Below are 23,663 nucleotides of genomic sequence, written 5' to 3' on the forward strand. Positions count from 1 at the left end.
CCTCCCTGGAAGACCGCGACCAGCCGGCGACGGACTCAGAGCCGCGACGACACGCAGCCGGTGAGGGTTGGAGAGCGGAGGGAATTGCCCGGCTCAGGCCGCGGGCGCGTGGAGCAGAGGGCTCTTGTTGCGCATCAGCCACTGGCGGTACACGACGGCCTGCAACGCCGCCTCGCGGTAGGCCGCTTCCAGGTCCGTGTAGACCTCGGCGCCGCCGGGGCCGTCGCCGGGACCGTCACCGCCCCTGTCGCTGTCGGTATCCGGACCCGCGATACCCGCGCCCTCGTACGCCCCCGGCCGCGAGAACAGCAGCAGCCGTACCCCCAACGGGTCGTCCCGCAGCGGCCGTACGACCATGTCCTCGCGCGGGACCGAGGTCGGCTGGCAGGGCGCTATCGCCTCGCCGACCGCGATCAGCGACGCCGCGGTGAGGTAATCCCCGTGCAGGACGGGCGGGTTGAGCCCGGCCTCGCCCAGGACGCGGCGCAGACCGTCCCACTCGCCGTCCACGGTCGGGTCGATCATCCACCGGTCGCCGGCGAGGTCGGCCAGCTCGACGATCTGCCGCCCCGCCGCCGGATGGTCCCGGGCCAGCGAGATGAACTGCGGCTCCCGCTCAACCAGTACGCGCCTATCGAGCCCCGGCGGCACCCGCAGTGGACAGCCCTCCACCTCGTGCACGAACGCCACATCGAGCCCGCCGGCGGCGACTTGGCGCAGCAGCGCGTTCGCCGAGACGTCCATCTGGAGCGAGATGTCCGTGCCCGGCAGCCGCTCGCGCAGTCGGCGCAGCCAGCCCGCCAGGGCGCGGCTCGCGGTCGAGCCGATGCGCAGCCGGGGTCCGGCGGAGCGGTCGGCGGCGGCTCTCGCCTCGCTGACGAGCGCGGCCATTCCGGCGACCAGGGGACGCGCGCGGCTGAGCACGGAGTGACCGAGCAACGTCGGGCGGCAGCCGGTGCGTTCACGGGAGAACAGCTCGGCGCCGAGCGAGTTCTCGATGCGCCGCAGCTGCGTCGTCAGGGACGGCTGGCTCATACCGAGCTGCCGGGCCGCTTTGTGGAGACTTCCCGCGTCGGCTATGGCGCACAGCGCGCGTAGATGCCTGACCTCCAGCTCCATGTACCGAAGAGTAGGCCCGCCTTTTGCCTCACGCCAGGGACCCAAAAGGCGGCAATTGGCAGCCATTCGAAGAAAATTGGGCGAGCCGACTCGGGGGGGGTGATGCTCTGGTCCTATCGCCCTTCGGCATCATCCACAGTGCCGTGTGAGGCACGACACTCTCCCTACCGAACCCGTTCATCGGACGAGTAGGAGCCCCCCACATGAGATACCCCAAGACGGCCCTTTCCGCGATAGCCGGCCTGTCCCTCGCCTTCGCGACCGCCCTCACCGCCACCCCGGCCGCCGCCGCTGACCCCACCAGCGCCGCGCCCACCACCGCGTCCTCGTACGCCGCTTACGAGGGCTCGCAGGAAGACGCCGCCGCGACCAAGGCCTTCTACCAGGCCGTCATGAAGTCGGTCGCCGAGAAGCGCGCCGCCAACCCCGGCGCCCGTGCCGTCACCGTCGTCTACGACGCCTCCGGTGCCCCGTCGTTCGCCGGCCAGATAGCCAGCAGCACCCAGATCTGGAACAGCGCCGTCTCCAACGTGCAGCTCCAGCAGGGCGGCAACGCCGACTTCACCTACGAAGAGGGCAACGACCCGCGCGGCTCGTACGCGAGCACCGACGGGCACGGCCGCGGCTTCATCTTCCTGGACTACGCGCAGAACCAGGTGTACGACTCCACCCGCGTGACCGCCCACGAGACCGGGCACGTCCTCGGCCTCCCGGACAACTACACGGCCCCCTGCAGCAAGCTGATGTCGGGCGGCGGCCCCGGCCCGAGCTGCACCAACTCGCAGCCGGACGCCGCCGAGCGCAGCCAGGTCAACAGCCTCTGGGCGAACGGCTTCGCCGCCGCGCTGGCCAAGGCCTCCTGATCCGTCGCTGATCCGCCGCTGATCGGCAGATCGCGAACCCCCCACCGGATCGGGCACCTGCCGGGCGTGCCGGTACTCAACGTCGAGTACCGGTGCGCCCGGAGTGCGTTCCATCTCTCTCGCGTGACAACCACCGGCCGGGCTCCCGACCGTGACGGGCCGTCACGTGGTCAGACCCAGCCGGACCATGGAGACCAGCTCCTCCTCCGACATCCCCAACTCGCGTGCCTCGGCGACCAGTTCGCGTACCCGCTCCAGAAGCTGGGCGCGGCCCGGCGAGACCGGTCCCGGCACCACCACGGCGCCCCGGCCCCTGCGGAGTTCGATCAGGCCCTCCTCCCGCAGCCGCTGGTAACCACGCAGCACGGTATGGACGTTGACGCCGAGCGAGTCGGCCAGCGACCGCGCCGCCGGGAGGCGGTCGCCGGGGTTCACCGTGCCGTCGGCGATGGCGCCGCGCACCGACCCCGCGATCTGGTCGCCCAGCGGCACCGAGGACGCCGGGTCCACCCGGAAGAGCACGTCAGATCCTCCTCCGCCGTTCGGCGAGCGTGTTGAGCAGCGCGGCCGCCGTCGCCGAATCGTCCACCGTGACGGCGAACTCCCGGCCGTCGGTGCGGCGTACGACGATCGCCTCCCCCGAGCGCAGCACGAGGCCGGTGCGCCGGTGGCGGACCCGGTAGCCCCATCCGCCGAAGTCGGCGACGGCGTTGATCCGGCGGCTGCTCGCCGTGTCGACGTGGTCCAGCGGGACCCGCACCCGGGGCCAGGACAGCGCGCCCATGTCGACGGTGAGTCCGTGCCGGTCGACCGACACGCGCGCGGAGGCGAAACACAGGGCCAGCAGACCGATGACGAACACGAAAGGACCGTACCGCCAGCTGATGGCGACCGCGACGAACACCCCGGCGACCAGCGTCGCGAGCCCCACCGCGAGCAGCGCGCCGGAGCCCGTACGCCGGGACCAGCCGGCCATCTCGCCGTCCTTCAGGTCGATCCTGGCCGTGCCGTCGTCCCCGGCGGGTTCGCGCGCGGAATCGGGGACGAAGCGGGAGAGCAGCAGGCCCACGCCGGCCGCCGCCACAGCGACCGCTGCGGCGACGCCGAGCTGCCACGGCGGGAAGCGGACGGCGGAGCTGTCGGTCGCGTCGAGGTTGGCGAAGAGCGTCGCGGTCAGCGCGTACCCCAGAAACCCGGAGAGTCCCCAGCCCCCCGCCATCAGCCGCCGCGCCCCACGCGGGCTGAGCGGGCTGCCGAGCGCCGACACGGCCCACAGGGCGCCGACCCCGACGAGGAGCAGCGCGCCGCCGACGAGGGCCGCGGTACGGGACATGGGATCGCGGTCGGCGTCGCCGGAGAGGTCGAAGTGGGTGGCGAGCGAGTCGGGAAGCCGGTCCCCGACGACGAGGAGAACGGCCAGATGGACGGCGAGCGCCAGCACGAACGGAGCGACGGTGACGGTCGCGAGGCGCAGACGAGCCCGGTTCATAAAACCTCCTTGTTCGCATACTACTAGAACAATGAACCGGGCAGAAAGCAACCAACAGGCAGGAGGGAGAGTTGGTCCTCTGCTGTCAGGGGAGCGCGGGGCGGCTCGTACGGGGTCTCCTCGGCCCGTGAGGTACGGCCGCCACGGCAAAGGTCAGGCGTTCACCAGGATCTTGCTTCCGAACTCCGTGTCGTCCGGGAGCTGTCGCTTGATCCGGTCCAGGGCGTCGCGGAAGCCCGCGCCGAGGATGCCCGACTCGTACGCCGCACCGCCGCAGCGGAGGGTGAGGCTCAGCTCGGCGCGGCCCGACGGCGTGCCGGAGGGGCGCTCACCGAGCGTCAGCAGGCAGCTGAGCGTGGCCTGTTGGACCGTGCCGCCCGCGTTCACGGGCATGGGTATGTCCCACTCCAGCACACAGGAGGACAGCACCCCGCCCGCCTCCGCGGCTTCGAGCACGGAGAAGTCCGCCCCCTCGTAAGCAACTCCCCTTATGCGGGTGCGGACTTGTCGTCCGTCCGCGATGATCGCGATGGGTTCCGCACCGCGGCGGTCCCGATACCAACCCGCCCATGACTCCGTCGACTCCGCTGTCATGGCGCGGACTGTAGCGGTACGGGACGCTCCGCCGCCGCGTGGGTCACCGCTTGAGCGTTTCCCGGCCACCCGGATTCGCCGTGTTCATCCGCTTCGCCGCTTCACCGCTCGCGGCCGTACGTCCTGACGACCACTCCGTTGCCGAAGGTACGGTTGGATTCCAGGGCGAACTCGGCCTGGGCGAACGGCGTGCCGAACATGGGCATTCCGGAGCCGAGGATGAGCGGGTACGACTTGACGACCAACTCGTCCACCTCGTCGATCAGTTGGGCGGCGAGGTTCGCGCCGCCGCAGAGGTAGATCCCGAGACCGTCCTCCTTCTTCAGCTCCCTGACCCTGGCGGCGACGTCCCCGGAGACGATCTCCACCGCGGGGTCGGTGCCGGTGAGCGTCCGCGAGGCGACGAGCTGGCGCAGATGCGCGTACGGACTGGTGATGCCCATGTCCAGGGCCACGGCGTACGAACGCCTGCCCTGGATGACCGTGTCGAACCGCTTGTTCGCCAGGTGGTCGATGCCCAGCGGCTGACGGCCGGGGGTCGGCAGTGTCTCCGGATACTCCTCCTTGAGGAAGTCGAAGAACTCCTCGTCGACGAAGCGGGTGAAGAAGTCCGCCTCACCGCTGGGGTCGCCGATGAAACCGTCGATCGACGCGGCGATGAAATACGTGAGCTTGCGCAAGCCGGTCCTCTTTTGCGATGGGCGACAGAAGGTGTGACGGCCCGCGCACCCCGGAGTCCGTCCGGAGCGCGCAGCCGAACCACTTCACCCATAGTGCTTCACACGTAGTGGTTAGGCAAGCTCTTTTCTCCCGTCGAAGAGGGGGTCCTGGCATGGCCCTAGTAGGTGCGCCGTGTGACGTACTCGGCCAGGGACAGCAGATCACCCCCCGTCGCCACATCCGGTACGACCAGGGACAGTTGGTGGACCGCGCGGGCCATCCGGTCGGCCGCCTGGGCCTGTGCCCAGTCACGGCCGCCGGCCCGCTCGACCGCCGACGTCGCCCGTGCGACGGCGATGTCGTCCATCGGCCGCCGGTAGAGATCCGCCAGTTCCTCTGCGGCCGGATGCCCCGAGACCAGCGCGGCCACAACCGGCAGTGACTTCTTGTGGGCGACCAGATCGGCACCTGCCGGCTTGCCGGTGCGGTCGGGATCGCCCCAGATCCCGATGAGATCGTCGATCAGCTGGAAGGCCAGCCCCGCCTCCCGGCCGAAGGCGTCGAGCGCGGCCACCGCCTCGTCGTCCGCGTCCGCGTAGAGCGCGCCTAGAGCACACGAAGTGCCCAGCAACGCACCGGTCTTGGCCATCGCCATCGTCAGACACTCGTCCAGCGAGACGTCGTTGGGCCCGCGCAGCTCCAGCGCGCAGTCCGTCTGCTGTCCGGCGCAGAGCTCGATGATGCAGGCGGTGAGCCGCCCGGCGGCCTGGGACGAGGCCGGATGGCGGTCCTCGGCCAGCAGCCGCAGCGCCAGCGCGTGCAGGGCGTCGCCGACGATGATCGCGTCGGTGGTGCCGAAGACCGTCCAGGCCGTGGGCCGGTGCCTGCGCGTCGGGTCCTCGTCGATGACGTCGTCGTGCAGCAGGGTGAAGTTGTGGGCCAGCTCCACGGCGACCGCGGCCGGAACCGCGCGGTGCGGCTCCCCGCCGAGGGCCCGCGTCGCCGCGAGGACCAGGGCGGGCCTGATCGCCTTGCCCACGCCGCTCGCGACGGGTGAGCCGTCGGCCTCCTGCCAGCCGAAGTGGTATCTCGCGACGCGGCGCAACGCAGGGGGCAACGACTGGACGGCCGCGCGCAGTTCGGGCTGGACGACGCTACGCGAACGCTCCAGGAGCGCCACGGCCTCGTGACCATCTGTGGCGGCATCCGTGCTGGTCATGGTCGGGGTCACTTCCTCTGCGGCGGACTGGGGACCAGGGCGGGAGCCGGGTCCTGGCCGGACCCGGCGGGCGCGCGGGCAGGCCCCGGCCGTACGGGCGAACACGCCCCGGCCCCGCCCGCGCCCCGGCGAACTCCTATCCCCAGCGGCCCACTTCCACGTTCTCCAGCACGCCGAGGGCGTCCGGTACGAGGACGGCGGCCGAGTAGTAGGCCGTGACCAGGTAGGAGATGATCGCCTGTTCGTCGATGCCCATGAACCGGACCGACATGCTGGGCTCGATCTCGTCCGGGATGCCGCTCTGCTGAAGCCCGACGACTCCCTGCTCGGGCTCACCCGTACGCATACAGATGATCGAGGTCGTCCGGGCGTCGGAGACCGGGATCTTGTCGCAGGGGAAGATCGGCACCCCGCGCCAGGCCGGCACATGCGTGCCCGCGACCTCCACCGTGGCCGGATTGAGCCCCCTCTTGTTGCACTCGCGCCCGAAGGCGGCGATCGCCCGCGGATGCGCGAGGAACATTTTCGAGCCACGGCGGCGCGACAGCAGCTCGTCCATGTCGTCGGGGGTGGGCGCGCCGTCGTGCGGCTGGAGGCGCTGCCCGTAGTCGCAGTTCTTCAGCAGGCCGAACTCCCCGTTGTTCACCAGCTCGTACTCCTGGCGCTCCCGCAGCGCCTCGACCGTGAGCCGCAACTGCTGCTCGGTCTGGTTCATCGGCTGGTTGTAGAGGTCGGCGACCCTGCTGTGGACCTTCAGCACGGTCTGCGCGACACTCAGCTCGTACTCCCTCGGCGCCGCCTCGTAGTCCACGAACGTATGAGGCACGACCGCCTCGCCGACATGGCCGGCGGACAGGTCGATCGCAGCCTCGCCGTACTTGTTGGTCCGCTGCTGCGGGATGGACGCGAGCCCGTCCAGATGCCTGCGCAGCGGTTGCGCCCGCTCCGCGAGGTTGAGCACGTCCTGCCGGGTCAGCACCAGCACCGTGCAGGCCGTCGCCGCGCGTGCCGTGTACCGCCAGGTGGCCTCACCGTCGACCAGGGCCTGCTCCCCGAAATACGCCCCGTCGGCGAGGAGGCCGAGCACCGTCTCGTCCCCGTAGGGCCCCTCCCCCACCTTCTCCACCTTGCCGTGGGCCAGCAGATACACCCGGTCCGCCGGGGCGCCGGAGGCTGCCACGGTCTGGCCCGCGGCGAACTCCTGCTGTTCGCAGCGGTTCGCCAGCTCGGCCAGGACCTCCTCGTCCGCGAAATCACGCAGCGGCGGCAGCTCGGCCAGCTCCGCCGGGACCACCGCCACCCGCCCGCCCGTCTGCACGAACGTCACGCGCCCGTCTCCGACGGCATAGCTGAGCCGCCGGTTCACCCGGTACGTACCCCCCTGTACCTGCACCCACGGCAGCATCCGCAGCAGCCACCGCGAGCTGATCTCCTGCATCTGCGGAGCCGACTTCGTGGTGGTCGCCAGGTTCCGCGCCGCGGCCGTCCCCAGGCTCTGCTGGGAAGGCGGCTCCACCGTACGGACCTCGTCACCAACCGACATGAGTCTCCCTCTCGATCATGGGCTGACCTGCGTGAACAAGCCTTTCACCACGCTCGGTCGGCACGCCATCACACAAATGAGTGGGACTGGATCACGGTCGTCGGGGCACATTTGCTGTTCCTGTCATCGACGGTCAGGCACGGCCGAAAGTGACCGGAACGGCTCGTACAGCGTGCGAATTGGTGGTCCACTCCACGGTGTTCGGGGAATAGCCAGCGATACGAGAACGCTCCACATCCACCCGTCAAGGAGGCGACATGGCCACACCCATGTCCGCGAGCAGTTTCATCCGCGCGCTGAAGGACGAGGGTCTGACCGTCGTCGAGGTCGGCGACTGGCGTACGCACAACCGCAACCACGTCGGGCCCTGGGGCCCGGTCCACGGCGTGATGATCCACCACACGGTCACCAAGGGCACCGCGAACACCGTGCGCATCTGCCGTGACGGCTACTCGGGGCTTCCCGGGCCGCTCTGCCACGGCGTCATCGCCAAGGACGGCAAGGTCCATCTGGTCGGCTACGGCCGGGCCAACCACGCCGGCAGCGGCGACGACGACGTCCTGCGCGCCGTGATCGCCGAGAAGGCCCTGCCGCCGGACAACGAGGCCAACACGGACGGCAACAGGCACTTCTACGGCTTCGAGTGCGAGAACCTCGGCGACGGCAAGGACCCCTGGCCCGCCGTCCAGGTCGAGGCGATGGAGGCCGCGGCGGCGGCCGTCTGCCGTGTCCACAAGTGGAACGCGCCCTCGGTCATCGGCCACCTGGAGTGGCAGCCGGGAAAGATCGACCCCCGCGGTGTCTCCATGGCCGGTCTGCGCCGTCGTATCGACGAGCGGCTGAGCTAGGGCACTCCCCAGGGGTGATCGCCCGGCCGACAATGGATGTGTGACTCCGGAAGCGCTCGACCTCGCCGCCCTGCGGCCACGACTGCCGTCACCCCTGCGGGCGGTCGAGGACGAGCGCTTCACCCGTCGCGGCGTACGGCTGCTGCTGAAGCGGGACGATCTGATCCATCCCGCGCTGCCGGGCAACAAATGGCGGAAACTCGAACCCAATCTGCGGGCCGCCGCCGACGGTGGCCACCGCGTCCTGCTGACCTTCGGCGGCGCGTACTCCAACCATCTGCGCGCCACCGCCGCCGCGGGCCGGCTGCTGGGCTTCGCGACGGTCGGCGTCGTACGGGGCGACGAGCTGGCCGACCGCCCGCTGAATCCGTCGCTCGCCCGGTGCGTGGCCGACGGCATGCGACTGCGCTTCGTCGACCGGGCGACCTACCGCCGCAAGGCGGAGCCCTCCGTACTGAGGGCGCTGGTGACCGCCGCCGCCGACGGCTTCCCCGTGCCCCGTGAGCGGGTGTACGTCGTCCCCGAGGGCGGCAGCAACTCCCTTGCCGCGCACGGCTGTACGGCCCTGGGGCACGAGCTGCGCGGCGTGGCGGACGTGGTGGGTGTCGCCTGTGGCACCGGCGGCACGCTCGCGGGCCTGGCCGCCGGTCTCGCCCCCAGGCAGCGCGCCGTCGGCTTCCCGGTACTGAAGGGCGGCTTCCTGGCCGGTGAGGTGCGCGCGCTCCAGCTGGCGGCCTTCGGCGGCCCCCGGGGCGACTGGTATCTCGACGAACGCTTCCACGGCGGCGGCTACGCCCGTACGACACCCGCTCTCGACGCCTTCGCCGCCGGCTTCGAGGACCGGCACGGCTTCCCGGTCGAGCGCCTCTACGTGGCCAAGGCACTCCATGGGCTGACCACCCTGGCCGAGGAGGGCGCCTTCCCGCCGGGCAGCACAGTGGCCGCGGTGATCACCGGACGGCCGGAGCCGGGCGCCGACGGCCGGCCCGACAGCGAGCGTCAGTCGGATTCCTCCCGGTAGGCCGCCGCCTCCTCCAGGTCCAGCCGGCGCAGCAGCGTACGGAGCATCTCGTCGTCGATCCGCCGCTCGTCGCGCAGCGTCACGAAGACATCGCGTTCGGCCCCGATCATCTCCCTCGACAGCCGCCGGTAGGTGTGGTCGGCGGATTCGCCGGTGATCTCGTTGACCGTGCCGAGCCGTTCCCACACGGAGTTGCGCCGCCGCTCCAGCACGGTGCGGAGCCTTTCCACGAGCGGCTCGGCCAGGGCGTTGCGTTCGTCGGAGAGCAGTTCGTCCAGCCGCCGCTCCGCCGCGAGCGACGCCCGGCTCTGCGCCTGCGCCTCGGCCAGCGTCTCGGCGTACTGGTCACGCCCCGGCAGCTTCACCTTTCTGATCAGTACGGGCAGCGTGAGGCCCTGGATGACGAGGGTGCCGATGACGGTCGTGAACGTCAGGAAGAGGACGAGGTTACGGGCGGGGAAGTCGTCGCCGTCGTGCACGGTCAGGGGGATGGAGAAGGCGATGGCCAGCGAGACCACGCCGCGCATGCCCGCCCACCCGATGATGAGCGGCGCCTTCCAGTCGGTGTCCGGTTCACGTTCCCTGATCCGCCGCGACAGCCAGCGCGGCACGAAGGTGGCCGGATAGACCCAGAGGTAGCGGACCAGGACGACGGTGACGAAGACCCCCACGGCGTAGCCGGCCACCTCCATGGCTCCGTAGGAGCCGAGCCCCTCCAGTACATAGGGCAGTTGGAGCCCGATCAGCGCGAAGACGACGGACTCCAGGACGAAGGAGACCATTCGCCACACCGCGTCCTCCTGGAGCCGGGTGGCGAAGTCGACCTGCCAGGACCGGTGTCCGAGGTAGAGCCCGACCACGACGACGGCCAGCACACCGGACGCGCCGACCTGTTCGGCCGCCGCGTAGGCGACGAAGGGGATGAGCAGCGAGAGGGTGTTCTGGAGCAGTGCCTCACGGAGGTGCGTACGGAGCCAGTGGATCGGCACCATCAGCACGAGGCCGACGCCGATGCCTCCCAAGGAGGCCAGCGCGAACTCGCCGATCCCGCCGGCCCAGCTCGCGCCTTCCCCGACGGCCGCGGCGAGTGCCACCTTGAACGCGGTGATCGCCGTCGCGTCGTTCACGAGCGACTCACCCTGCAGGATGGTCGTTATCCGGCTCGGCAGCCCCAGCTTCCTGGCGATCGCGGTGGCGGCCACCGCGTCGGGCGGCGCGATGACCGCGCCGAGCACCAGCGCGGCGGTCAGCGGCAGGTCGGGGATGAAGAGATACGCGAGATAGCCGACGACGAGCGTCGCGAAGAGGACATAGCCGACGGAGAGCAGACCGACGGGCCGCGCGTTGGCCCGCAGGTCCAGGTACGAGCTGTCCACGGCGGCCATGTGCAGCAGGGGCGGCAGCAGCAGGGGCAGGACGATGTGCGGGTCGAGTACGTAGCTGGGCAGGCCCGGCACGTAGGCGGCGCCAAGTCCCGCCGTGACGAGCAGCAGCGGAGCCGGCACGGGCGTCCGTCTCGCGGCCGCGGCGATCACCGCGCTCGCCGCCACCAGGGCGATCAGCTGCAACGGGTCCATCGCACGGTCCTCCACTTGCGTCGTAATCTGGCCATCATGAGTGAGTGCCAGCACGTTGCCGACCTCCCACGCCCCGAGACCGTGCCGCTGAACGACACGTGCCAGGAGTGTCTGAAGTCGGGAAGCCACCACGTACAGCTGCGGCTCTGTCTGGTCTGCGGACACGTCGGGTGCTGCGACTCGTCGCAACACCGACACGCCTCGCAGCATTTCAGGGACACGGGCCACCCTGTGATGCGTACCTTCGAAGAGGGCGAGACATGGCGATGGTGCTTTGTCGACGGTTCGATCGTCTGACGCCTGGGTACGTCAACCATCCGCCCGTTCTTCGCAATTGATTGCCGCACACCTCTAGCCACTGTCCGTGCACATGTGCCTACTATGAGTAACTGACAGCTCGGCCCTGGCCCGGGGGTCCCTGCGACACGGGACCATGGATCGCGATAGCGTCGCCAGTCCAGACCGGCTGCGTACCGACTACGTACCGCAAGGCTTCGGGTTTCCCTTCCCGGAGCCCTGAGAAGCTTGTGCCACCTTGGAGGTGAGGGTGTCCCAGATCGCAGGCGAGCCCGGGACCCAGGACTTCGTGGAAGTCCGGCTGCCCGCTGCGGGTGCCTACCTGTCCGTGCTCCGTACGGCCACGGCCGGACTGGCAGCGCGCTTGGACTTCACCCTCGACGAGATCGAGGACCTGCGCATCGCGGTCGACGAGGCCTGCGCGATCCTGCTGCAACAGGCCGTACCGGGCTCCGTCCTCAGCTGTGTGTTCCGGCTGATCGACGACTCCCTTGAGGTGACCGTCTCGGCACCGACGACCGACGGGCGCGCGCCGGAGCGGGACACGTTCGCGTGGACGGTGCTCTCGGCGCTCGCGGGCAAGGTCGACGCGACGGTCGCGGACGACCGTACGGTCGCCATCAGCCTGTACAAACAGCGCGGCGCGGGACCCGGGCCGGCGTGAGGAACGGGGACGGTCCGGTGCGTGACGAGGAGCGGGTCCCACAGGATCCGCGCGATGGGCATGAGGTTCCGGCGGATCCGGCGCTCGTGCCGTCGGGCATTCCGGAGCAGCAGGCCCGGCCCCATCCGGTGGACGGGCCTGACGGCCACACGGCCGGGGCGGAGCAGGCGCAGGCAGAGCGGGCGGCCACGATGAGCGAGCACAGGCAACACGATCCACATGACCGCAGCGGGGCGCGGGCGATGTTCATCGAGCTGCGCAAGCTGCCCGAGGACTCGCCCGAACGGGCGCTGCTGCGCAATCAGCTGGTGCGGATGCATCTGCCGCTCGTGGAGCATCTGGCCCGCCGGTTCCGCAACCGCGGCGAGCCGCTGGACGATCTGACGCAGGTCGCGACGATCGGCCTGATCAAGTCGGTGGACCGGTTCGACCCGGAGCGGGGTGTCGAGTTCTCGACGTACGCCACGCCCACGGTCGTCGGCGAGATCAAGCGGCACTTCCGTGACAAGGGCTGGGCGGTGCGGGTGCCGCGCCGCCTCCAGGAGCTGCGGCTGTCGCTGACGACGGCGACCGCCGAACTCTCGCAGCAGCACGGGCGTTCGCCGACGGTGCACGAGCTGGCGGACCGTCTCGGCATCTCCGAGGAAGAGGTCCTCGAAGGGCTGGAGTCGGCCAACGCGTACAGCACGCTGTCACTGGACGTGCCGGACACGGACGACGAGTCCCCGGCGGTGGCGGACACGCTCGGCTCGGAGGACGAGGCGCTGGAGAGCGTCGAGTACCGCGAGTCGCTGAAGCCTCTGTTGGAGGATCTGCCGCCTCGGGAGAAGCGGATTCTGCTGCTGCGGTTCTTCGGCAACATGACGCAGTCGCAGATCGCGCAGGAGGTCGGCATCTCCCAGATGCATGTCTCACGACTGCTGGCACGGACGCTGGCGCAGCTGCGCGAGAAGCTCCTCGTGGAGGAGTGAACCGCCCTCGATCGCCGGACCGCTCAGTAGCGTCCGGCGATCGCCGCGTCCGGCCAGGATCGCCCGGACGGGGCCTACGCCCGGTCCGGGCCGCTGATGCCGAGCGCTTCCGTGGTCGTCGGGCTGACGAGCAGGACCAGCGCGGACACGGCGGTCACCGCGAGCGCGATCCCCGCGGGAATCAGCGCACCGTCGGAGGTCAGCAGCGTCCAGGCGACCGGCAGCGCCATGATCTGGGTGGCGACGGCGGGGCCGCGGCTCCAGGCGCGCCGCAGCAGCAGTCCGCGGGCGGCGAGCAGCGGGATGAGGCCGAGGGCGATGAGGGTGAGACCGCCCATCTCGGCCTGCCGGGGGCTGTCGGGCCGCCCGAGCAGACCCATCACGAGCAGGTACCCGCCGCCGGCGACGAGCGCGAGGGCTTCGAGCCCCGCGCAGACGGCGGCGGCGGTCAGCCGGCCGGGTCGCGGGCTCGGGTCTGCGGTGTTCTGGTCTGAGCTGCTCACCCCAGCAGCGTAGCGGCCGGTGCCCGGCGGGCGGCGTGCCCCCGGGCGGGGCGCGGACCGCCCGGGGAGGGGGCAGGGGTCCGTGGCCGGTAATCTCCTCGGTATGCGCGCACTCCTTGTGGTCAATCCGGCAGCAACCACCACCAGTGCCCGCACACGCGACGTACTCATCCACGCGCTCGCCAGCGAGATGAAGCTGGAGGCCGTGACGACCGAGTACCGGGGGCACGCCCGCGATCTCGGGCGGCGCGCGGCCGACTCCGACGACATCGAGCTGGTCGTGGCCCTGGGCGGCGACGGCACGGTCAACGAGGTCGTCAACGGCCTTCTGCACGGCGGCCCCGACCCCGACCAACTGCCGCGGCTCGCGGTCGTGCCCGGCGGTTCGACGAATGTCTTCGCCCGCGCGCTGGGGCTGCCCAATGACGCCGTGGAGGCCACCGGCGCCATTCTGGACGCGCTGAGTAACGACAGCGAACGCACTGTCGGCCTGGGACTGGCGGCCGGGACTCCCGGAACCGACGACGAATCAGTTCCTTCGCGCTGGTTCACTTTCTGCGCGGGATTCGGATTCGACGCGGGAGTGGTCGGCCGGGTCGAACAACAGCGGGAGCGCGGTAAGCGTTCGACGCACGCGCTCTATGTCCGCCAAGTGGTACGGCAGTTCCTCGACGAACCCCATCGCGGGCGCGGCATGATCACTCTCGAACGGCCCGGTGAGAAGCCGGTCGATGATCTCGTCCTGTCGATAGTCTGCAACACCGCCCCCTGGTCCTACCTGGGCAATCGTCCGCTGTACGCGTCTCCGGCCGCCTCGTTCGACACCGCTCTGGACGTGCTCGGACTGAGCAAGTTGTCGACTCCGGCGGTGGCGCGTTATGCGACGCAGTTGCTCAATTCGACCCCCGAACGGGGGCCGCACGGCAAGCACGCGGTCTCACTTCACGACCTGACCGACTTCACCTTGCAATCGAAGGTCCCCCTGCCCTTCCAGATGGATGGCGACCACCTGGGACTGCGAACGAGCGTGACGTTCACAGGCGTACGCCGTGCACTGCGTGTGATTGTGTGAGTGGAAGTAGGGAAAGTCCTTTCACTCGAACGTTTAGGCCAGCCTCCACCCCATGGAAGTACGGCTGTGACCGAGTCGACACCGAGGAATCAAAAAAAACTTTCCGGAAGGGGTTGTATCCGCCGCCGAGGTTTGCGAATCTCTACATGGCGCTCGGGACGGCCCGCAACACCGGCCTCCGCTGAGCTCCGGAACCCCCTCCTCAAACCAGGACGACACCAGTTCATCTGGGAGTCAGCCCTTCCCTTGCGGGGGGATTCGTGAAAGCGTTCACATTCACAAGCAATCCGCACGTAACACCCAGAGAGGTAGCAGCCATGGACTGGCGTCACAACGCCGTTTGCCGCGAGGAAGACCCCGAGCTCTTCTTCCCCATCGGCAACACCGGTCCTGCGCTGCTGCAGATCGAGGAAGCCAAGGCCGTCTGCCGTCGCTGCCCCGTCATGGAGCAGTGCCTGCAGTGGGCGCTCGAGTCCGGTCAGGACTCGGGTGTCTGGGGTGGCCTCAGCGAGGACGAGCGCCGCGCGATGAAGCGCCGTGCCGCTCGCAACCGGGCGCGTAACGCGACCGCCTGAGCCCCCGCACCGACCTTGAGCTAGGCGGCGCGTACAGCGTGTACGCATAACCCCGCCCCCGAGCCGCAGCGCGCAGTACCCCCCGATGCGCAAACGTCATAGAGCTTGAGGCCGAGCCCCGGACCGTCACCACGGTCCGGGGCTCGTTGCTGTGAAAGACGTTCAGGCGTCGGTCACTTGTGCGGCTCCACCGGGATGTCGAGGATCACGCGCGTGCCCCGCTCCTGGCCGGGCAGCATGTCGAATCCACCGCCCAACTCGCCCTCCACCAGCGTCCGTACGATCTGCAGACCCAGATTGCCGGCCCGCCGGGGGTCGAAGCCCTCGGGCAGTCCGCGGCCGTCGTCCTGGACGGTGATGAGCAGCCGGGCGTCCGAACGGCCGCCGTCGCCGGGGCGTTTGGGGCCGCTTCCGCCGCCGCGCACGGCGAGCACCTCGACCGTGCCCTGCTCTCCCGTCGCGAACGCGTGCTCCAGCGCGTTCTGCAGGATCTCGGTGAGGACCATCGAGAGCGGCGTGGCCACTTCGGCGTCCAGGATGCCGAACCTGCCCGTCCGGCGGACCGTCTTGCCGGGTGAGATCTCCGAGACCATCGAGAGCACCCGGTCCGCGATCTCGTCGAACTCGACCCGTTCGTCCAGATTCTGGGACAGCGTCTCATGGACGATGGCGATGGAACCGACCCTCCGCACCGCCTCGTTGAGGGCCTCGCGGCCCTGTTCCGAGTCCATCCGGCGGGCCTGGAGCCTGAGCAGCGCCGCGACCGTCTGGAGGTTGTTCTTCACCCGGTGGTGGATCTCCCGGATCGTGGCGTCCTTCGTTATCAACTCGCGCTCACGCCGCCGCAGTTCGGTGACGTCCCGGCACAGGATCAGCGAGCCGATCCGGACGCCCTTCGGCTTGAGCGGGATGGCGCGGAGCTGGATGACGCCGCCCGTGCTCTCCACCTCGGTCTCGCGCGGGGCGTAGCCGCTGGCCAGTTTGACCAGGGCCTCGTCCACCGGGCCGCGCACCGGGGCCAGTTCGTCGGTGGTCTGTCCGAGGTGGTGTCCCACCAGGTCGGACGCGAGTCCCAGCCGGTGATACGCGGAGAGGGCGTTGGGGCTCGCGTACTGGACGAGGCCGTCGGCGTCGAGGCGGATCAGGCCGTCTCCGACACGGGGCGAGGCGTCCATGTCGACCTGCTGGCCGGGGAAGGGAAACGATCCGGCGGCGATCATCTGCGCGAGGTCGGAGGCCGACTGGAGATAGGTGAGCTCCAGCCGGCTCGGGGTGCGGACCGTGAGGAGGTTGGTGTTGCGGGCGATGACGCCGAGGACGCGGCCCTCACGGCGTACGGGGATGGACTCGACCCGCACCGGGACCTCCTCGCGCCACTCCGGGTCCCCCTCCCGCACGATCCGGCCCTCGTCCAGCGCGGCGTCCAGGAGCGGTCTGCGGCCCCGGGGGACGAGGTGGCCGACCATGTCGTCCTGGTAGGACGTGGGGCCCGTGTTGGGGCGCATCTGGGCCACGGAGACGTAACGGGCGCCGTCGCGGGTGGGGACCCAGAGGACCAGGTCGGCGAAGGACAGGTCGGAGAGCAGTTGCCACTCCGAGACCAGCAGATGGAGCCATTCGAGATCGGACTCGGTCAGGGCGGTGTGCTGGCGTACGAGGTCGTTCATGGAGGGCACAGGTGCGAGCGTACCCGTGGGGTGAACCGGGACGGCCCGTTCGGCGTGGTCATGGAAGGGCTGGAAAATGTCTGCCCCGATCGATGGACAGACGGGAATGGTCTAGTCCACAATGCTTGGGTAAAGCTTCCGCCCTCCCCGCACAGGAGGACGGAAACGGGGTAACCGGCGCTCTCTGCCCTGACTGCGTCGATACCTCTCTCACGGCCTTCGTGGCCGTTGCAACTCCGGGCTGCGGTGCCGGACGGGCTGAGGGTCCCGTCCTGGCGCCGCGGCCCGTGGGTGTTTCCGGGGGCCTACGGGTCAGCGCTCAGCGGGTCTCGGCGACCTCGGACACCGGCCCGACGACGCACAGGTCGGCGCCCCGCCCGCGCAGCCGTTCCAGGACCGGCTGGAGCGCCGCCTCCTTGGCCGTCGGGTGGCCGTAGCCGCGCGAGGTGATGACCATCCGTTCCGCGAAGCGGTAGCGGGAGGCGAGGGTGCGGACCTCGTCCGCGCGGTCCAGGATCCGCTCCGCGAGGTCGGGCACGACGTTCGCGGCGGACCCGTCACCGCCGTCCAGACCTCGACGAAGAGGAGGAGCGAGAGGAGGGAGGCCGTGTACGTCTTCGTCGCCGGGAGGGCCTTCTCCGGGCCGGCCAGGATGTCGATGTGGAACTCGGAGACGGCGGCCAGGGACGAGTCGGGGTTGTTGGTGACGGAGAGGGTGGTCGCCCCCGCCGCACGCGCGGCCCGGGTGGAGTCCACCAGGTCGGGCGAGCCCCCGGACTGAACGGGGTCCGCGGGCGGCGGTCTCGGCGGCCGCGGTACGGATGCGCGGCGCGCCCTCCTCAAGGAGGCGGCGCAGGATCGCCGGCTGTTCGGCGATCTCGGTGGCCATCATCCGGCCCGGCGGTTCGGTCCGCGCGAGCCGCGCGGCCGCTGCGGAGGAATTCGTCGCGGACATGCCGGGTGCCTCCAGATGGCTGAAGATGACCGGGGGACGGCGCCCGGAGGGCCCGGACAAGTCGACCACGGGAACCCGTTCTCCCGCCGGCGGAACGGGCCCCGCCGACGTCGCACCCTCTGCTAGATTGGTCTATACCACATTTGTCGGAGGACCCTTCACCAGATCGGCAGGAGCAGCGTGGAAGTTGTCATCGTCCAGGACGCCGACGCGGGCGGCGAACTCATCGCGGAGACCATCGCGGGTCTGCTGCGCCGTAAGCGCGACGCGCTGCTCGGGGTGGCCACAGGGTCGACTCCCCTGCCGATCTACCAGGCGCTGACGGCCAAGGTCCGGGCCGGCGATGTGGACGCGTCGGGCGCCCGTATCGCGCAGCTGGACGAGTACGTCGGCCTGCCGGCCGGGCACCCGGAGTCGTACCGCTCCGTGGTCCTGCGCGAGGTCGTCGAGCCGCTCGGGCTCGACGAGAGCGCCTTCATGGGTCCTGACGGCGCCGCCGATGACGTACAGGCGGCGTGCGAGGCGTACGACCGAGCGCTCGCCGAGGCCGGCGGGGTGGACCTCCAGCTGCTGGGCATAGGGACCGACGGGCACATCGGCTTCAACGAGCCGTGCTCGTCGCTCGCCTCGCGCACCCGCATCAAGACGCTCACCCGGCAGACCCGGCAGGACAACGCCCGGTTCTTCGACAGCCCGGACGAGGTCCCGCACCACGTCATCACCCAGGGCATCGGCACGATCCTGGAGGCCCGGCACCTCGTGCTGCTGGCCACGGGCGAGGGCAAGGCCGAGGCGGTGGCGCAGACCGTGGAGGGGCCGGTGGCCGCCGTCGTACCGGCGTCCGCGCTGCAACTGCACCCCCACGCCACGGTCGTGGTCGACGAGGCCGCCGCGTCCAAGCTGAAGCTCGCGGACTACTTCCGCGACACCTACGCCGCCAAGCCGGACTGGCAGGGCATCTAGTCACCACGCCGCATACGTACGACGGAGGCCGGGGACCCCCCAAGGTCCCCGGCCTCCGTCGTGCGTGTGGGCGCGCGCTCAGGCGCGGCCCGTCAGGGTTTCCGCCGCCGCCCGGCCGCAGACACGCGCGGCGCCGTACGTGGCGATGTGCGGGCTTCCGATGGGCTCGGCATGGTTGACGCCCATCTCCACGACGGCCGTGCCGGGGCGGGCCGCGAGGATGCCGTCCAGGATGTCCGCCATCCAGGAGTGCCGGTGCACGTCGCGTACGACGGCGACGATCCCGCGCTCCCCGGCCGCGGCCAGCACCTCGGCCGCGCCGCTCCCGCTGTCGTACGTACCGGACTCGGTGCCCGGCAGCAGCGCCGCCAGTTCGGCCGCGACACCCCAGGGGGTCTCGTCACCGACGGCGATGTTCCTGGCGGGCGCGAAGGAGGCGACGTACGGCGCCTCCTTGAGAGGTTCGATCGTCCCCGTCACCCGTACGGCACGGCGCGCGGCGACCAGGCCGATGCCGGCTCCCCCGGCCACGGCGGTACCGCCGATGCCGGGCGCGGTCCCCTCCTGTGCTGCCGCGCCCGGCCCCGAAGCCCCCCTCACCCGGAGCGTCCAGTCGGCGAGGGCGCGTACCCGCGCCGCCGCGTCGGCCAGTCGCTCCTCGGGCAGTTCGCCTTCCCGCACCGCGGCGACCAACGCGTCGCGCAGCCGCAGGACGGTCCCCTCGTCGGACGGGCCGCCGCCGACACAGATCGCGTCGACGCCCGCGGCGATCGCGAGGACGGAGCCGCGCTCCATGCCGTACGCCGACACGATGGCCCGCATGTCGATGCCGTCGGTGACGATCAGCCCGTCGAAGCCCAGCTCCTCACGGAGGAGCCCGGTGAGGATCCGCGGGCTGAGAGTCGCGGGGCGGTCCGGGTCGAGGGCGGAGAGCAGGATATGCGCGCTCATCACCGATTTGGAACCCGCGGCGATCGCCGACCGGAAAGGTGCCAGCTCACGGGCGTGCAGTGTGTCGGAGTCGACATCGATGCGCGGCATCGCGTGGTGCGAGTCGACCGCCGTGTCGCCGTGTCCGGGGAAGTGCTTGGTGCAGGCCGCGACCCCGGCGGACTGGAGTCCATCCACATAGGCGGCCGTGTGACGGGAGACGAGCGCGGGATCCGCTCCGAAGGAGCGGACGCCGATGACCGGGTTGTTGACGTCGGAGTTGACGTCGGCGCACGGCGCCCAGTTGAAGTTGACGCCGCACGCGGCGAGCCTGCCGCCCAGCTCGTGCGCGACCGCCCGGGTGAGGTCGACGTCGTCGACGGAGCCGAGCGCGTAGTTGCCGGGGAAGGACGACCCGTCCCGTACTTCGAGACGGGTGACGTCGCCGCTCTCCTCGTCGATGGCGACGAGGATGTCGTCCCGCTCGGCCCTCAACTGGGCGGTGAGCGCGGCCACTTGGTCCGGTGAGCTGACGTTGCGGCCGAACAGGCCGACGGACGCGAGACCTTCGCCGATGCGCCGCAGCACCCAGTCCGGGGCCGTCGTGCCGCGGAAGCCGGGCTGGAGGACCGCGAGGGCGTCGCGGGTCAGCGTGTCCGAGCTGTGCGTGAGAGTGGTCATCCGGCGCTATCCCTTTACCGCGCCGGATGTCAGACCGGTCGCCATCTTCTTCTGAATGATCATGAAGAACACGACCACAGGCAGCGCGATCAGAGTCGAGGACGCCATCAGCGCCCCGTAGTCGGTGCCGCGTTCGGTGGTGAACGTCATGAGCCACACATTGAGCGTGTACTTGGAGTTGTCGTTGATCAGGATGTACGCGAAGAGGTACTCGTTCCACGCGTTGACCAGCGCGAAGATCGACGCCGCCGCGAGGCCCGGGGCAAGCAGCGGGAAGATCACCCGCCGGAAGGCGCCCATCCGCGTACAGCCGTCGACCATGGCCGACTCCTCCAGCTCCACCGGGATGTTCACGACGAAGCCGCGGATCATGATGATCGCGAACGGCAGGGTCGACACCAGGTAGACGATGATCAGGCCCCAGTACTCGTCCAGGCCCCCGATCGCGTTGAGCTGGGCGTAGATCGGAATCAGCATCGCCGTCGGCGGCAGCATCTGGACGAGGATCAGCACCATCAGCAGCGCACGGCGGCCGAAGAACCGGAACCGGCCGATGGCGAGGGCCGCCAGGGTCGCGATGATCATGCCGCCGACGACCGCCGTGACCGAGACGATCAGGCTGGACTGGACGGCGGTGGCGAAGTTCGGCTGGTCGACCGCGCGGGCGAAGTTGTCGAAGGTGATCGACGACGGCCACAGCGTCTGGTCGTAGGACCGGATCTCGTGGTTGGGCCGCAGCGAGCTGATGACCAGCCAGTACACCGGGAACGCCATGACGACGGCGAAGAGGAGGCCCAGTACGTCGTAGACGCCGCGGGTCTTCTTGCGGTCCGGACGCAGCTTCTGCTTGGCGACCGGGGGCGTGGCCGGGACGGGCGCGGGAGCGGTGGAGGTTGAGGTGCTCATTCGACCTCTCCTGTCTTCATCAGCTGACGCAGGTAGAACACGGCCACGCCGGAGAGCAGAAGGACGGTGATCAGGGCGATCGCGGTGCCCTGGCTGAAGGAGGTGGACTCGAAGGCCTTGGAGAAGGAGTAGAGGCCGAGGGTCTCGTACTCAGGTTCGGGCTTGTTGCCGCGCAACAGCCAGATCTGGCCGAATACGTTGAAGTCCCAGATGACCGAGAGCGTGGTGACCATGACGAAGACCGGGCGGATGACGGGCCAGGTCACGAAGCGGAACACGCCGCGGACGTTGGCGCCGTCGAGGGCCGCCGCCTCCTCCAGCTCACGGGGGACCTGGGTGAGGGCCGCGTACAGCGTGATCACGACGAACGGGACGGCGCCCCAGACCACCAGCAGCGTGATGATCCCGAAGCCCTGCCAGGGGTCGAGGAACCAGTTGTGGCCGAGGAAGTCGTCGCCGGCGACCTTGGCTATCAGGGTGTTCAGCAGGCCGTAGTCGGAGTCCGACAGCCAGCGGAAGATCGAGGCGGCGACCATCAGGGGCATCGACCAGGCGGCGATCAGCGCCGCGGTCAGCGTCAGGCGCACCCAGGTGGAGAGCCGCGTCATCATCATGGCGACCAGCAGGCCGAGCGCCATGGTGAGGCCGACGCAGACGACCATGAAGAGGACGGTACGGCCGGTGACGGACCAGAATTCGGAGTCACCGAGGATGTTGGTGAACTGCTCGAAGCCGACCCAGGGCGGTGATTCGCCGGTCCACAGCTCGCGCCGGCCCATGTCCTGGAAGGACATGATCACGGTCTTGGCGAGCGGGAAGGCGTAGACGGCGGCGATGGCGACGATCGCCGGGAGGATCAGCAGGAAGGGAAGGAGTTCGCCCTTCTTGCGGCGTCTCTTCCCGGGTGCCCCGGCCGTCTCCTTCGCCGGGCCCGGCCGGCCGGCTGTCCCTTTCGGGTCACGCGGTACCGGGGGCGCCGGCGGTCCGGCGGCCTCCTGCGTGTCGGCAGCAGTCACGTGACTGACCTTCCGTTTCATTCTCTGCACCGATTCCGCGCCCGAAAGGGCGGGGAGCGGGAGCCCGGTGGTGACCGGACCCCCGCCCGCCCGCCGTTGAGCCGACGGGGCCTCCGGGGGCGGGGGCGCCGGAGGCCCCAGGTCCTGAGGTCAGGACCCTGGGGGTCAGGACTCTTCGTTGATCAGTTCGTTGATCTTCGAGTCGGCCGTCTTCGTGGCGTCGGCCACGGAGTCACCCTTGAGGATCGACAGGAGCATGTTCTCCAGGACCTCCTCCTTCTCGATGGAGGTCCAGCCGGGCGCGATCGGGGTGAACCACGCGTCGGGCACGGCGTTGGCGATCGGCGCCGTCTCCGGCTTCGCCTTCAGCGGCTCCAGCTGCTTCTCGTTGTTCGGGAGGATGTTCTTGCCGGCGAGGACGTTCATGGACTTCTCGCTGGTGAACATCGAGACCCAGTCCTCGGCCAGGTCCTGGACCTTGGACTTGCTGGTGATGGCGAGGTCGGAGCCGCCGATGAAGGAGGGCAGCGCCTTGCCGTTCGGGCCGGGCATTCCCGCGGTGAGGATCTTGCCCTCAAGCTTCGGGTTGCCGTTGTTCTCGCCGTCGATGACGGAGCCGGACTCCCAGCCGTTGCCGTAGATGAGGGCCGCCTTCTCGTTGGCCATCACATTGGCGTGGTCCTGCTCGTCCTTCGTCAGGTCGGCCTTGTTGTACTTCTTGACCAGGTCGATGAAGTGCTGGATGCCCTTCTGCGCCTCGGGCGAGGAGAGCGTGCCCTTCCACTCCTTCGCGCCCTCGTCGTACTCGGCGATCTTGCCGTCGTACGCGGCGACGTAGGACATGGCGGCGTACCAGTAACGGCCCGGGAGGTAGAGGCTGGAGGAGCGCTTGTCCTTCTTGCCGTTCTCCTTCGCGACCTTGTCCATGGCCGCGAGCATCTCGTCCTCGGTCTCCGGCAGCGTGTCGAGGCCGGCGCCCTTCTTGAGCATGTCCGTGTTGTAGATGGCCACGCGCGCACCGGCGTAGTACGGCACGCAGTACTGCTTGCCCTCGAAGGTGCAGGTGTCCTTGAGGCCCTGGATCCAAGTGTCCGAGTTGTCATACTTCTTGGGATCCACCTCGGCCACGGCGCCGTTGAGGATGTACTGCATCGTCTCGGTGTTGCCGAGCTCGACCACGTCCGGGAACTTGTCACCACCGAGCGCGGTGTCGAGCTTCTTGGCCTTGTCCGCCCACTGCTGGTACTGGACGTCGACCTTGACGTTCGGGTACTTCTCCTTGAACTGCGCGTTGACGTCCTTGACCAGTTCCGGCCAGGTGCTCTGCGCGTCCACCATCAGCCAGACGGTGACTGTGTCCTTGCGGTCCTTCGGGTCCTTCGCCGAGTCACTGTCGTCGGATCCACACGCCGCGACCGAGAACATCATGCCCGCGACGCCGATCGCCGCGATGAGCTTGCGCTTCACGCCACCCTCCTCAGGGATTCCTGCAACCCCCTCCCCACCGCGAAGACTTACGACGAGTACCAC

23 protein-coding genes and 1 pseudogene are annotated in these 23,663 nt (G+C 69.7%); 9 read left to right on the forward strand and 15 right to left on the reverse strand.

The window, feature by feature from the left end; all coding sequences use genetic code 11:
- Window positions 1-93 precede the first annotated feature (93 nt).
- Window positions 94-1,119, reverse strand: a complete 1,026-nt coding sequence (locus ACFWV8_RS04910) for a LysR family transcriptional regulator (RefSeq protein WP_384198022.1) — start codon at window positions 1,117-1,119, stop codon at window positions 94-96.
- Between the two features lie 203 nt (window positions 1,120-1,322).
- Here ACFWV8_RS04910 and snpA point away from each other — a divergent pair, with 203 nt between their 5' ends.
- Complete coding sequence (gene snpA / locus ACFWV8_RS04915) at window positions 1,323-1,982, forward strand: snapalysin (RefSeq protein ID WP_384198024.1); 660 nt, start codon at window positions 1,323-1,325, stop codon at window positions 1,980-1,982.
- 162 nt (window positions 1,983-2,144) lie between these two features.
- On the opposite strand, the gene ACFWV8_RS04920 is transcribed toward snpA, so the two are convergent.
- The 6 genes from ACFWV8_RS04920 to ACFWV8_RS04945 form a co-directional block, all read right to left on the reverse strand.
- Entirely contained in the window at window positions 2,145-2,504 is a 360-nt protein-coding gene (locus ACFWV8_RS04920; RefSeq protein WP_384198026.1) for a GntR family transcriptional regulator, read from the reverse strand.
- A gap of 1 nt (window position 2,505) precedes the next feature.
- Complete coding sequence (locus ACFWV8_RS04925; RefSeq protein WP_384198028.1) at window positions 2,506-3,471, reverse strand: DUF1648 domain-containing protein; 966 nt, start codon at window positions 3,469-3,471, stop codon at window positions 2,506-2,508.
- A gap of 153 nt (window positions 3,472-3,624) precedes the next feature.
- Window positions 3,625-4,065, reverse strand: a complete 441-nt coding sequence (locus tag ACFWV8_RS04930; protein WP_384198030.1) for a DUF6304 family protein — start codon at window positions 4,063-4,065, stop codon at window positions 3,625-3,627.
- A 101-nt stretch (window positions 4,066-4,166) separates the two neighbouring features.
- Window positions 4,167-4,745: a dihydrofolate reductase family protein gene (locus ACFWV8_RS04935; RefSeq protein ID WP_329381754.1), complete on the reverse strand. Its 579-nt coding sequence runs from the start codon at window positions 4,743-4,745 to the stop codon at window positions 4,167-4,169.
- Window positions 4,746-4,903: 158 nt separating this feature from the next.
- Entirely contained in the window at window positions 4,904-5,944 is a 1,041-nt protein-coding gene (locus ACFWV8_RS04940) for a family 2 encapsulin nanocompartment cargo protein polyprenyl transferase (RefSeq protein WP_384198032.1), read from the reverse strand.
- A 136-nt stretch (window positions 5,945-6,080) separates the two neighbouring features.
- Window positions 6,081-7,487, reverse strand: coding sequence for a family 2B encapsulin nanocompartment shell protein (locus ACFWV8_RS04945; protein WP_384198034.1), 1,407 nt, complete (start codon window positions 7,485-7,487; stop codon window positions 6,081-6,083).
- Between the two features lie 257 nt (window positions 7,488-7,744).
- Here ACFWV8_RS04945 and ACFWV8_RS04950 point away from each other — a divergent pair, with 257 nt between their 5' ends.
- A complete protein-coding gene (locus ACFWV8_RS04950; protein WP_384198036.1) occupies window positions 7,745-8,335 on the forward strand; it encodes an N-acetylmuramoyl-L-alanine amidase in 591 nt (196 codons plus the stop codon).
- Between the two features lie 40 nt (window positions 8,336-8,375).
- The gene (locus tag ACFWV8_RS04955; RefSeq protein WP_384198038.1) at window positions 8,376-9,356 is read left to right on the forward strand and encodes a 1-aminocyclopropane-1-carboxylate deaminase/D-cysteine desulfhydrase; all 981 of its coding nucleotides are present in this window, start codon (window positions 8,376-8,378) and stop codon (window positions 9,354-9,356) included.
- Here the strand turns inward: ACFWV8_RS04955 and ACFWV8_RS04960 are convergent.
- A complete protein-coding gene (locus tag ACFWV8_RS04960; RefSeq protein WP_384198040.1) occupies window positions 9,335-10,933 on the reverse strand; it encodes a Na+/H+ antiporter in 1,599 nt (532 codons plus the stop codon). The two genes, ACFWV8_RS04955 and ACFWV8_RS04960, sit on opposite strands and share 22 nt — an antisense overlap.
- Window positions 10,934-10,969: 36 nt before the next feature.
- On the opposite strand from ACFWV8_RS04960, the gene ACFWV8_RS04965 reads away from it, so the two are divergent.
- From ACFWV8_RS04965 to ACFWV8_RS04975, 3 genes are all read left to right on the forward strand, one after another.
- Window positions 10,970-11,230 carry a UBP-type zinc finger domain-containing protein gene (locus ACFWV8_RS04965; RefSeq protein WP_329381774.1) on the forward strand — a complete coding sequence of 87 codons (261 nt, stop codon included), beginning with the start codon at window positions 10,970-10,972 and terminating at the stop codon, window positions 11,228-11,230.
- 250 nt (window positions 11,231-11,480) lie between these two features.
- Window positions 11,481-11,894, forward strand: coding sequence for an anti-sigma regulatory factor (locus ACFWV8_RS04970; protein WP_023538758.1), 414 nt, complete (start codon window positions 11,481-11,483; stop codon window positions 11,892-11,894).
- Window positions 11,891-12,865 (forward strand): RNA polymerase sigma factor SigF, encoded by a 975-nt coding sequence (locus tag ACFWV8_RS04975; protein WP_384198042.1) that lies wholly within the window; start codon window positions 11,891-11,893, stop codon window positions 12,863-12,865. Before ACFWV8_RS04970 ends, ACFWV8_RS04975 begins: the two co-directional genes overlap by 4 nt.
- A gap of 74 nt (window positions 12,866-12,939) precedes the next feature.
- On the opposite strand, the gene ACFWV8_RS04980 is transcribed toward ACFWV8_RS04975, so the two are convergent.
- Window positions 12,940-13,368, reverse strand: coding sequence for a hypothetical protein (locus ACFWV8_RS04980; protein ID WP_384198044.1), 429 nt, complete (start codon window positions 13,366-13,368; stop codon window positions 12,940-12,942).
- Window positions 13,369-13,471: 103 nt separating this feature from the next.
- Between ACFWV8_RS04980 and ACFWV8_RS04985 the strand changes: the two genes are divergently transcribed.
- Together ACFWV8_RS04985 and ACFWV8_RS04990 are read left to right on the forward strand one after the other, a co-directional pair.
- Window positions 13,472-14,440 carry a diacylglycerol kinase family protein gene (locus ACFWV8_RS04985; RefSeq protein WP_329381783.1) on the forward strand — a complete coding sequence of 323 codons (969 nt, stop codon included), beginning with the start codon at window positions 13,472-13,474 and terminating at the stop codon, window positions 14,438-14,440.
- Window positions 14,441-14,757: 317 nt separating this feature from the next.
- Entirely contained in the window at window positions 14,758-15,015 is a 258-nt protein-coding gene (locus ACFWV8_RS04990; protein WP_004937597.1) for a WhiB family transcriptional regulator, read from the forward strand.
- 173 nt (window positions 15,016-15,188) lie between these two features.
- Here ACFWV8_RS04990 and ACFWV8_RS04995 read toward each other — a convergent pair whose 3' ends face one another.
- Together ACFWV8_RS04995 and ACFWV8_RS05000 are read right to left on the reverse strand one after the other, a co-directional pair.
- On the reverse strand, window positions 15,189-16,682 hold the full coding sequence (locus tag ACFWV8_RS04995; protein ID WP_329392261.1) for a histidine kinase N-terminal domain-containing protein: 1,494 nt from the start codon (window positions 16,680-16,682) through the stop codon (window positions 15,189-15,191).
- Between the two features lie 334 nt (window positions 16,683-17,016).
- Window positions 17,017-17,637, reverse strand: a pseudogene (locus tag ACFWV8_RS05000) (SIS domain-containing protein); the annotation flags it as partial.
- 180 nt (window positions 17,638-17,817) lie between these two features.
- Between ACFWV8_RS05000 and nagB the strand changes: the two are divergent.
- A complete protein-coding gene (gene nagB / locus ACFWV8_RS05005; protein ID WP_384198046.1) occupies window positions 17,818-18,600 on the forward strand; it encodes a glucosamine-6-phosphate deaminase in 783 nt (260 codons plus the stop codon).
- A 78-nt stretch (window positions 18,601-18,678) separates the two neighbouring features.
- Here nagB and ACFWV8_RS05010 read toward each other — a convergent pair whose 3' ends face one another.
- The 4 genes from ACFWV8_RS05010 to ACFWV8_RS05025 form a co-directional block, all read right to left on the reverse strand.
- The gene (locus ACFWV8_RS05010; RefSeq protein ID WP_384198048.1) at window positions 18,679-20,211 is read right to left on the reverse strand and encodes a glycoside hydrolase family 3 protein; all 1,533 of its coding nucleotides are present in this window, start codon (window positions 20,209-20,211) and stop codon (window positions 18,679-18,681) included.
- A 6-nt stretch (window positions 20,212-20,217) separates the two neighbouring features.
- Window positions 20,218-21,117, reverse strand: coding sequence for a carbohydrate ABC transporter permease (locus ACFWV8_RS05015; RefSeq protein ID WP_329381791.1), 900 nt, complete (start codon window positions 21,115-21,117; stop codon window positions 20,218-20,220).
- Window positions 21,114-22,133, reverse strand: a complete 1,020-nt coding sequence (locus ACFWV8_RS05020) for a carbohydrate ABC transporter permease (RefSeq protein WP_384198050.1) — start codon at window positions 22,131-22,133, stop codon at window positions 21,114-21,116. Before ACFWV8_RS05020 ends, ACFWV8_RS05015 begins: the two co-directional genes overlap by 4 nt.
- Before the next feature lie 165 nt (window positions 22,134-22,298).
- Window positions 22,299-23,600 (reverse strand): sugar ABC transporter substrate-binding protein, encoded by a 1,302-nt coding sequence (locus ACFWV8_RS05025; RefSeq protein ID WP_384198052.1) that lies wholly within the window; start codon window positions 23,598-23,600, stop codon window positions 22,299-22,301.
- Window positions 23,601-23,663 lie beyond the last annotated feature (63 nt).

Source organism: Streptomyces sp. NPDC058665, assembly GCF_042714995.1.
Lineage (GTDB): Bacteria > Actinomycetota > Actinomycetes > Streptomycetales > Streptomycetaceae > Streptomyces.

Excerpts from the sequence above, each read along its gene's own strand:
- ACFWV8_RS04910 (WP_384198022.1), bottom strand. The coding sequence starts at position 1,119 with ATGGAGCTGGAGGTCAGGCATCTACGCGCGCTGTGCGCCATAGCCGAC.
- snpA (WP_384198024.1), top strand. The coding sequence starts at position 1,323 with ATGAGATACCCCAAGACGGCCCTTTCCGCGATAGCCGGCCTGTCCCTC.
- ACFWV8_RS04925 (WP_384198028.1), bottom strand. The coding sequence starts at position 3,471 with ATGAACCGGGCTCGTCTGCGCCTCGCGACCGTCACCGTCGCTCCGTTC.
- ACFWV8_RS04930 (WP_384198030.1), bottom strand. The coding sequence starts at position 4,065 with ATGACAGCGGAGTCGACGGAGTCATGGGCGGGTTGGTATCGGGACCGC.
- ACFWV8_RS04940 (WP_384198032.1), bottom strand. The coding sequence starts at position 5,944 with ATGACCAGCACGGATGCCGCCACAGATGGTCACGAGGCCGTGGCGCTC.
- ACFWV8_RS04945 (WP_384198034.1), bottom strand. The coding sequence starts at position 7,487 with ATGTCGGTTGGTGACGAGGTCCGTACGGTGGAGCCGCCTTCCCAGCAG.
- ACFWV8_RS04950 (WP_384198036.1), top strand. The coding sequence starts at position 7,745 with ATGGCCACACCCATGTCCGCGAGCAGTTTCATCCGCGCGCTGAAGGAC.
- ACFWV8_RS04960 (WP_384198040.1), bottom strand. The coding sequence starts at position 10,933 with ATGGACCCGTTGCAGCTGATCGCCCTGGTGGCGGCGAGCGCGGTGATC.
- ACFWV8_RS04965 (WP_329381774.1), top strand. The coding sequence starts at position 10,970 with ATGAGTGAGTGCCAGCACGTTGCCGACCTCCCACGCCCCGAGACCGTG.
- ACFWV8_RS04985 (WP_329381783.1), top strand. The coding sequence starts at position 13,472 with ATGCGCGCACTCCTTGTGGTCAATCCGGCAGCAACCACCACCAGTGCC.
- ACFWV8_RS04990 (WP_004937597.1), top strand. The coding sequence starts at position 14,758 with ATGGACTGGCGTCACAACGCCGTTTGCCGCGAGGAAGACCCCGAGCTC.
- ACFWV8_RS04995 (WP_329392261.1), bottom strand. The coding sequence starts at position 16,682 with ATGAACGACCTCGTACGCCAGCACACCGCCCTGACCGAGTCCGATCTC.
- ACFWV8_RS05010 (WP_384198048.1), bottom strand. The coding sequence starts at position 20,211 with ATGACCACTCTCACGCACAGCTCGGACACGCTGACCCGCGACGCCCTC.
- ACFWV8_RS05015 (WP_329381791.1), bottom strand. The coding sequence starts at position 21,117 with ATGAGCACCTCAACCTCCACCGCTCCCGCGCCCGTCCCGGCCACGCCC.